We start from the raw sequence: 6,991 nt of genomic DNA, 5'->3' as shown, positions 1-6,991 counted from the left end.
ACTCGTCGGCGGCCACCGCGCTCGATGAGCGGCACCCCGCCCACCTCCAGGCCGGGCTTGTCCCGCCCGCCGAGCCGGGAGGCCCGCCCCCCCGGCGAGGATCAGCGCGTCGTAACCGCTCATGGAGATGAGGCTAGCTCACATCGATTGGGCGACCTGATCCGGAGCCGCTTCCGCGCGGGCGGACCGGGCGGCCCGCCTGACGACGAACCGGACAGGCACCTCGGAGCGGACCGGGCAGTACGCCTGATGAGGAACCGAACAGGCGCCCCGGAGCGGGCCGGACGGTGCGCCTGATGGCGAACCGGACAGACGTCCGGGAGCGGACCGGACGGTCACGGGGCTAACCGCCGATGGCCGACATCGGGCGGGACGGCTGCAGGAAGGAGGGGTCGTCGATGCCGTGCCCGGCCTTCTTGACCCGGACCGCCGCCAGCCAGCGCTCGGCCAGCTCGTCGTCGGAGACTCCGGAGCGCATCGCCGCCCGCAGGTCGGACTCGTCCGTCGCGAACAGGCAGTTGCGGATCTGGCCGTCGGCGGTCAGCCGTACCCGGTCGCAGGCGCCGCAGAACGGCCGGGTGACCGAACCGATCACGCCGACCCGCGCCGGGCCGCCGTCGACGAGGAACAGCTCGGCGGGGGCGCTGCCCCGCTCCGCCGGGTCGGCGTCGGTCAGGTCGAAGGAGGCCTGCAGGGTCGCGAGGATCTCGTCGGCCGTGATCATGTTCTCCCGGCGCCAGCCGTGCTGGGCGTCCAGCGGCATCTGCTCGATGAAGCGGAGCTCGTAGCCCTTGTCGAGGCAGTAGCGCAGGAGCGGGACGGCCTCGTGGTCGTTGACACCGCGCATCAGCACCGCGTTGATCTTCACCGGGCGCAGCCCGGCCGCCTCGGCCGCGGCCAGGCCCGTCAGCACGTCGGTCAACCGGTCGCGGTGGGCGAGCTTGGCGAACGTCTCACGGTCCAAGGTGTCGAGGGAGACGTTGACCCGGTCGAGGCCGGCCGCGGCGAGCGGTGCGGCGAGCCGGGCCAGCCCGATGCCGTTGGTGGTCAGCGAGACCTGCGGCCGGGGCGCGAGCGCGGTGGTACGGGCCACGATGTCGACCAGTTCGCGGCGGAGCAGCGGCTCGCCGCCGGTGTAGCGGACCTCGGTGATACCGAGCCGCTCCACCCCGATGGTGACCAGCCGGACGATCTCCTCGGCGGTCAGCAGCTCGGGCTTGGGGAGCCAGTCGAGGCCCTCGGGCGGCATGCAGTACGAACAGCGCAGGTTGCAGCGGTCCGTGAGGGACACCCGAAGATCGGTCGCCACTCGGCCGAACGAGTCGCGCAACACGGGCGTCACCCCTCATCCTTCGTCATTCGAGCAGGGGGCCAGCCTAAGGCCGACCCCCTCCTCCGCCCAAAAACGGGCTCCACCGCCTGACAACAGCCGCGCCGTACGGATGATTCCCCCTCGCGCGGACGTCCCGGCGCCGCCTCGCGGCGTGGGTGACGGTCCGTCCCGCCGGACCCGCCGCCGGCCGGGGGGACGGACCGGCCGTCACCGCTCCCGCAGCGCCTGCCGTACCTCCATCAAGGCGAACCCCAGCAGGTTCAGCCCCCGCCACGATCCAGGCCGCCCGGCCCGCTCGTCGTCGGCCGCGAGCCCGATCCCCCAGATCCGGTCCACCGGACTCGCCTCGACCAGCACCCGATTTCCCGTCCCCAGCAGGAACCCTCCCAGCTCCGGGTGCTGTCCGAACTTGGCCAGGTTGCCCCGGACCACCAGGTCGAAGCGGGCCGCCGCCCAGGTCCGCTCGTCGAAGCCGCGCACCCTGCGCCCCAGGTCCTTGGCCTGCTTCGGGTGCCCGGCCGCCACGATCCGCGCAGCGGTCTCCTCGTCGCCGAACAATCGCGCCTTGCCCGCCATCATGAAGTGCTCCGCGGTGCGGTAGACCACCCCGTCCACGGCGAAGTCCGCCGGCCACCACTGCGACAGGCACCCGGCCCCGACCTCGCCGGAGCGCGGCGGCCGGTGCCCCCAGAACATGAGGTATCGGACTCTCTCACCGCGCTCCACCGCCGCCGTCAGAGCCGCCACGTCGCGCGCGTCCATCGCCTCAGCCATGCCGTGCACCCTTCCAGATCCCGGCCACGGGCCGCCAGCCGGTTTCCGCGCCCCGGCCGTCCCGTCCGGGAGGCGCCGCATACTCGGGCGCGACCGGGCAAGGGACGGGAACCGATCAGTACGGCGACACGAGGAGACGGGAGACGACGATGACGCGCAACGAGCCGGCCGACCTCGAGAGACAGGGCTGGCAGGCCCTATCCTCGACCCCGGAGGCCGCCGCCGGGTTCTACGAACGGATCCTCGACAGTGAGGTCGTCATGCTCCTGCCCGGCGGCCTGGCGCTCGACGACCGGGCCGCGGTCGTGGCGTCCATGTCGGGACGGCCGTGGTCCTCCTACGAACTCGGGGACCTGAGGGTCTCGCACCCCACGGGCGACACCGGACTGGTCGTCTACGGCGCCGTCGCCCGGCGGGACGGCGATCCCCCGTACTCGGCGCTGATCAGCAGCCTGTACGTGCGGCGGCCGGACGGCTGGAAGCTGGCCTTCCACCAGCAGACGCCCCGCTGAGCACCAGGACCGCACCGGGGCGTCCGGCGTCACGGCCCCGCCGCTGACCGATCCGGTCTTGTGGGGGCGGACCATCACCGACGAGAGATACGCCGTCGTCGCGTCCGCCTGACCGCTGCGCCTCCCAGGCCGGACCGCCGGGAGGCGCGACGCGGCCGGTGATGCGGGCGGGGACGGGGCACGGCTCCGTTCAGAAGCCCTCCAGCGAGGTGGGCTGGAGCAGGTCCCAGCGGTTGCCGTACAGGTCGCGGAAGACCGCTACCGCGCCATACGGCGCCCGCCTCGGAGTCTCCTCGAAGACGACGCCCGCCGACCGCAGCCGCTCGTAGTCGCGGGGGAAGTCGTCGGTGTACAGGAACAGGCCGACCCTGCCGCCGGTCTGGTCCCCGACACGCGCCTCCTGCTCGGGGGTGGCGGCGCGCGCGAGCAGCAGCGCCGTCTCCTCCGCGCCGGGAGGGCGGACGACCACCCAGCGCCTTCCGTCCTCCAGCGCCGTGTCCTCCAGCAGCTCGAACCCCAGGACGCCGGTGTAGAACCCGACGGCCTCGTCGTAGTCGCGCACGACGAGGGAGACGAGCCCGAGGTACGACGTCCGGTGCCGGGAGGGCTCGGGACCACCGGCGGCGCGGACGGCCTCCTGGAGCCGGGTGATCACCAGGACGATCCGGATGGCGAGCAGGCCCGCGGCGATCGCGAGCGGGACACCGGCCGCCGCGGCCGCGGTTCCCAGCCCGGACGCCAGCTCGGCGGCCCTCTCCTCTTCCTCCGCGTCCATCTCCGTGCCCACGGCCGTCAGAGCCGCGGCGAGCGTGTCGGCGCACCCCGCCGCGAGCCAGGTCAGCCACCAGGCCCAGACCAGGCCCGGACGGCGGACCTGGAGGAGATTCGTCCCCGGACGGAGACCACCGGGCCGCGAGGTGGCCCAGACGTCGTCGACGATCCCCTTCGGGACGAACAGGTTGACGATGGGGACGAACCATCCGAGCACCAGGAACGGCGCGGCGTACGAGTGCGCGACCCCGGGAGAGATCGCGTACGCGTTGGACCGGGCGCGGAACAGCCAGCACACGAAGGCGATCCCCGCCAGGAGGTGGACGGCCGCGTACAGGAGCAGGAGACGGCCGGCCGGGTCCAGGGCGTCTCGCCCATCGCTCTCCGGCCACGACCAGCCACCGAGGTGGCCGAGGTAAAGGACGGAGACGGCGGTGGACGCGATGGTGACCGCGGCGAGCAACGCGACGGCGACCATCGCGAACGGGCGGACCGGACGCAGGGAACGGACGGGCGTGGGGGACGTGCTCGAAGTCATGAAGGTCTTTCGCCGAGGGGTACGACACGGGCCGGTATCGCGGATCAGCCCAGGACGAGGAAGGCGAATCCCAGAACGTCACGGTAGCCGCGCAGCCATCGGGAGCGGTGCCGGTCCACCTCGGCGCGGACGGCCTCGGCCCGGGGATGGACGGGATTGGCCAGGAGCCATTCCTCCACGTCACGGGTGTAGCCCGACTCGAATCGCTCCCATTCGCCGCGGGTGGCCGTCTCGATGTGCAGCGGCCGGAATCCGGCGGCCGCGGCCTGGTCCACGAGGCCGGCCAGGTCGGTGTGGTCGCCTGCGGAGGCGCCCGGCCACATGGCGGCCAGTTCGTCATCGGTGGGGGTGCGTTGCCAGAACCCGTCGGCGAACAGCAGGCGGCCCTCCGGGGCGACCAGGGGGCGCAGGGCGCGCAGCGCGGCCGGGATGTCGCCGAAGGCCTGGGAGGCGCCGACGTTCAGCACCAGGTCCGCGGCGGCGAGGTGCTCGTCGGCCGGGCCCTCGATGAAGGTGACGCGGTCGGACAGGCCGCGAGCCTCGGCATCGGCCCGCCCGCGCACCAGGTCGGGCCCGTGGACGTCGACGCCCGTGCCGCGGGCGCCCGGTACGGCCTCCAGGATGCGCAGCAGCAGCCGGCCCCACCCGCAGCCCAGGTCGAGCACGGTCGACGGTCCGGCCTCCGCGAGAGCGGCCGTCAGCCGGTCGGCGCGTTCGGCGGACAGCGGCGCGTGGAAGTCCAGCCGGCCACACGTTCCCAGAGGAGGGGGATTGGTCATGGCGCGCACTGTAAGGGGTTGATCGCGATCTCCGCGAGAGGTTTTCCCGCTCCCCGGAGGGTGGGTTGCGATGGCCGTTCTCATGTCCGGCGACGCGCCTGTCATCTGGGGAGACTTCTGCACCACTTCGATGGACGCGACCCTCAGTAGCTGTCATTCCAGTGATACCAAGAACCCTGGATGTGTTCGAAGGACGAAGCAACCGACGGGTTGGAGTCATCGACCGGTGCGCGCTCGGGACTCCAGACGTAGCCGTAGGGCTCCCCGCCGGGCATACTTTCGCCCACCTTGAAGTAGACGCGATCACCCTCTCTATGAATAGCCTGGAACTCGATCTCCCCGATTTTCTGCGGTCGCGTCGTCGTGCCGTCATCCGGTCCGGCCGTCTGGGCCACCTGCTCCAGCTCGGCGAAGGAACGCACAACGCGTTGCTCGTGGATGTACCCGCAGGACGTCAGCGATGCCATTGCGACGCAGGCGACCAGTTTCCTCATATCTGGATCGTCCCGGTCTCAAGAGGTGCCCGCAACGCCTTCCGGGAGATCGCGCGGCGCGACGAACATCGTTGGACCACATCGCCTGCGGCTTCAGAGTGGAAAGCGCTCCTGCTTCATTCCACGAACGCCAGCCCTTTTGATCGAACGCCTGATCGATACCGACTGGGACAGAGGAACCATCTCACCAAGCAGAGATTCCACGTCCCAAGATCAAGGCATATTCAGGGCACATGGCATCGCGATCACGCGTGAAGCGATGAGAAACGCCGAGAGCCCGCACCGCGGGTCAGCGGGGTTCCGCTACTGCGATGCAGGCTCTCGGACCTTGTCAGCCCTTGATGCAGATGAGCTGGCGCAGGTGGGCGACGACCTCGACCAGGTCGGACTGGGCGGCCATGACCGACTCGATGTCCTTGTAGGCGGCCGGGATCTCGTCGATCACCCCGGTGTCCTTGCGGCACTCCACGCCCTCTGTCTGGGCCTTGAAGTCCGCCAGCGTGAACGTCCTCTTGGCCTTGTTCCGGCTCATCCGGCGACCGGCACCGTGTGAGGCCGAGTTGAACGCCGAGGCGTTCCCCAGGCCCTTCACGATGTAGGTGCCGGTCGCCATCGAGCCGGGGATGATGCCGAACTCGCCGGATCCCGCGCGGATCGCGCCCTTGCGGGTGACGAGCACATCCACGCCGTCGTACCGCTCCTCCGCCACGTAGTTGTGGTGGCAGGAGATCGGCTGTTCGAAGGTGATGTTCGGAAGGTGGCGCCGGAGTACGTCGCAGGCCAGGGCCATCATGACCGCCCGGTTGCGGCGCGCGTAGTCCTGCGCCCAGAACAGGTCCCGCCGGTAGGCGTCCATCTGCGGCGTGCCCCCGACGAACACCGCGAGGTCCCGGTCCGGCAGGTCCTGATTGTGCGGCAGGTTCCGCGCCTCGCCGATGTGGTGCTCGGCCAGTTCCTTGCCGATGTTGCGCGAACCTGAGTGCAGCACGATCCAGACCGCGCCCTCGTCGTCGGCGCAGACCTCCAGGAAGTGGTTCCCTCCCCCGAGGGTGCCCATCTGGACCTCGGCACGCTCCCGCTTACCCCGCACGGACGGGGCGAGGCGGTCGAAGTCCTTCCAGAAGTCCGCCCAGTCGGCGGTCTTGAACCCGTGCAGCTTCGTCGGGTCGACCGGACGCTTGTGGTGCCCGAACCCCACGGGCACCGCCTGCTCCAGCTTCGAGCGCAGGTAGGCCAGGTTGTCGGGCAGGCCGTCGGCCGTGTAGGAGGTCTTCACCGCGGTCATCCCGCACCCGATGTCGACGCCCACCGCCGCCGGTGAGACCGCGTCCCGCATCGCGATGACCGAGCCCACGGTGGCCCCCTTGCCGTGGTGCACGTCCGGCATCACCGCGACCCCCTGCACCCACGGCAGGTTCGCCACGTTGCGCAGCTGCTGCATGACGTTCGTCTCGACCTCGTCGGGGTCGGCCCACATGCGGATCGGCGCACGGCCGCCCGGCACCTCTCTGTACGTCATCCCCACGTCGCCTCCCTCCGGCGAGTCGCTTGCGGACTCCATTGCGGACAGGGTCAATGACGCCAGAACCGGATCACCCGCCGCAACTCAATTAACGGCTCTCATCCGGATGAACAGCCAGAACGGCACGCAGTCTTCCCGTACGGCCCGCGAGGCGGACGGCCCGGAGCGGGGGCCGAGGTCGGCTCGATGAGCTCCGCGATCCGCGCGCTCTGTGCGCTCTGTGCGCTCTGTGCGCTCTGTGCGCTCTGTGCGCTCTGTGCGCTCTGTG

General features: G+C 70.9%; 7 protein-coding genes. 1 reads left to right on the top strand and 6 read right to left on the bottom strand.

The genetic code is table 11. The features are described 5' to 3' along the window. Positions 1-343 precede the first annotated feature (343 nt). Positions 344-1,333 carry a GTP 3',8-cyclase MoaA gene (gene moaA, locus ACWJ6R_RS26765; RefSeq protein ID WP_449064887.1) on the bottom strand — a complete coding sequence of 330 codons (990 nt, stop codon included), beginning with the start codon at positions 1,331-1,333 and terminating at the stop codon, positions 344-346. Between the two features lie 207 nt (positions 1,334-1,540). Then, complete coding sequence (locus ACWJ6R_RS26760) at positions 1,541-2,107, bottom strand: NADAR family protein (protein WP_449064886.1); 567 nt, start codon at positions 2,105-2,107, stop codon at positions 1,541-1,543. Positions 2,108-2,256: 149 nt separating this feature from the next. Here ACWJ6R_RS26760 and ACWJ6R_RS26755 point away from each other — a divergent pair, with 149 nt between their 5' ends. Then, complete coding sequence (locus ACWJ6R_RS26755) at positions 2,257-2,619, top strand: DUF4440 domain-containing protein (RefSeq protein ID WP_449064885.1); 363 nt, start codon at positions 2,257-2,259, stop codon at positions 2,617-2,619. A gap of 190 nt (positions 2,620-2,809) precedes the next feature. On the opposite strand, the gene ACWJ6R_RS26750 is transcribed toward ACWJ6R_RS26755, so the two are convergent. The 4 genes from ACWJ6R_RS26750 to ACWJ6R_RS26735 form a co-directional block, all read right to left on the bottom strand. Beyond that, positions 2,810-3,928 (bottom strand): DUF4328 domain-containing protein, encoded by a 1,119-nt coding sequence (locus tag ACWJ6R_RS26750; RefSeq protein WP_449064884.1) that lies wholly within the window; start codon positions 3,926-3,928, stop codon positions 2,810-2,812. 44 nt (positions 3,929-3,972) lie between these two features. Beyond that, on the bottom strand, positions 3,973-4,707 hold the full coding sequence (locus ACWJ6R_RS26745) for an SAM-dependent methyltransferase (protein WP_449064883.1): 735 nt from the start codon (positions 4,705-4,707) through the stop codon (positions 3,973-3,975). A 143-nt stretch (positions 4,708-4,850) separates the two neighbouring features. Beyond that, positions 4,851-5,201, bottom strand: a complete 351-nt coding sequence (locus ACWJ6R_RS26740) for a hypothetical protein (RefSeq protein ID WP_449064882.1) — start codon at positions 5,199-5,201, stop codon at positions 4,851-4,853. Between the two features lie 331 nt (positions 5,202-5,532). Further along, complete coding sequence (locus tag ACWJ6R_RS26735) at positions 5,533-6,720, bottom strand: RtcB family protein (protein ID WP_449064881.1); 1,188 nt, start codon at positions 6,718-6,720, stop codon at positions 5,533-5,535. Positions 6,721-6,991: the final 271 nt, after the last annotated feature.

The sequence above is a fragment of the Planomonospora algeriensis genome, from assembly GCF_977012225.1.
Note: the sequence above shows the minus strand (reverse complement) of the source record. Positions and strands in the feature narration are given on the sequence as shown.

Excerpts from the sequence above, each read along its gene's own strand:
- ACWJ6R_RS26760 (WP_449064886.1), bottom strand. The coding sequence starts at position 2,107 with ATGGCTGAGGCGATGGACGCGCGCGACGTGGCGGCTCTGACGGCGGCG.
- ACWJ6R_RS26755 (WP_449064885.1), top strand. The coding sequence starts at position 2,257 with ATGACGCGCAACGAGCCGGCCGACCTCGAGAGACAGGGCTGGCAGGCC.
- ACWJ6R_RS26750 (WP_449064884.1), bottom strand. The coding sequence starts at position 3,928 with ATGACTTCGAGCACGTCCCCCACGCCCGTCCGTTCCCTGCGTCCGGTC.
- ACWJ6R_RS26745 (WP_449064883.1), bottom strand. The coding sequence starts at position 4,707 with ATGACCAATCCCCCTCCTCTGGGAACGTGTGGCCGGCTGGACTTCCAC.
- ACWJ6R_RS26740 (WP_449064882.1), bottom strand. The coding sequence starts at position 5,201 with ATGAGGAAACTGGTCGCCTGCGTCGCAATGGCATCGCTGACGTCCTGC.
- ACWJ6R_RS26735 (WP_449064881.1), bottom strand. The coding sequence starts at position 6,720 with ATGACGTACAGAGAGGTGCCGGGCGGCCGTGCGCCGATCCGCATGTGG.